This is a genomic window from Elusimicrobiota bacterium (genome assembly GCA_040757695.1).
In the GTDB taxonomy this organism is placed as follows: domain Bacteria; phylum Elusimicrobiota; class UBA8919; order UBA8919; family UBA8919; genus JBFLWK01.
Genome location: JBFLWK010000253.1, coordinates 1 through 1111, shown reverse-complemented (window position 1 = coordinate 1111; position 1111 = coordinate 1). Strand labels below are relative to the sequence as shown.

Sequence of the window (1111 nt, the reverse complement as noted above, 5' to 3'; positions counted from 1 at the left end):
ATCGGGATTTTAAGTATCCAGACATTTCTGCGAGAATCAGCGTCCCAAAAAACCATTCTGGAATGACATACGATGCACGGAATGACAAATCAGATGAGATTGCTTCGGCTACGCCTCGCAATGACAACATTGTTATCTGTGAAAATCTGTGTTAATCTGTGGTTTGTATTTTCTTTAAGAATTTTTGGGGTGGTATGATGGGTATTTTCTTAAATGATTTAAGTGCAAGTAAATCCTTATCGCCGGTGACAATAAAATCCACCTTTCCGGCGACAGCACATTCAAGAACAGGATTATCTTTTGGGTCACGGCAGACATTAATTGTTTCATCGGGTAAAACCAATTCGCCTTCTGCTTCAATAAGTGTTAAAATTCTATCAATCTGTGACTGGCTAAATTCAAAATCTTTTCTACCGAGCACATATTTTAGTTCATTAAATAACTCTAAAGAATATACCAACTTGAATTTGCCTTCAATAAGCAACTCGTTTATTTTACCGGTTATTTTACCGCCTAAAACGATGCTTACAAAAACATTAGCGTCTATTACGACTCTTGGCATAAAATTCTTCTCTTGCTTTCTCAACGATGTTGTTAATCTGTTTATAAGTCAGTCCTTTTCTTTTAATTGTTTGGCGAAATTTTTTCACAGTATCTTTGAACTGTTCAGTAATAATTTCCTTTGCAATTTTCCATCTTTCCCTTTCATTCATTTGTTGGATTGCAGACTCAATTTGTCGTGGATCAATTTCAATAGTAACCTGTGGCATAGTATCACCCCCAAATTTTTTATCTGTGTGTATCAGTGTCTTTATCAGTGTTTATCTGTGTTACAAAAAGTATAACAAAAATCGGAGGAATTGTCAAGGGGTTAACCACAGAGATTGAGAGATTGAGAGATTGAGAGATTAGGAGATTAAGAAATACAGGAATTATATGAAAAAGAAACGGATTTTTACTGTTTTACTTATTACTTTATTACTTTATTACTGTAGTTTGGCAAATTTCCCATTTCTCTAATGAGAAATAGGGTGGTCTGATTCATCAGACACGCTTGCTAATAAATGCTGAGACATATTATAAAGGAACCTATAAAAAATTGACGTGAAAG

Annotated in this window: 2 protein-coding genes; both read right to left on the bottom strand. The window is 34.5% G+C overall.

All coding sequences use genetic code 11. The features are described from left to right. Nucleotides 1-151: 151 nt before the first annotated feature. Nucleotides 152-562, bottom strand: a complete 411-nt coding sequence (locus AB1349_14580) for a putative toxin-antitoxin system toxin component, PIN family (GenBank protein ID MEW6558552.1) — start codon at nt 560-562, stop codon at nt 152-154. Then, nucleotides 537-770 carry a hypothetical protein gene (locus AB1349_14575; GenBank protein MEW6558551.1) on the bottom strand — a complete coding sequence of 78 codons (234 nt, stop codon included), beginning with the start codon at nt 768-770 and terminating at the stop codon, nt 537-539. Before AB1349_14575 ends, AB1349_14580 begins: the two co-directional genes overlap by 26 nt. Nucleotides 771-1111: the final 341 nt, after the last annotated feature.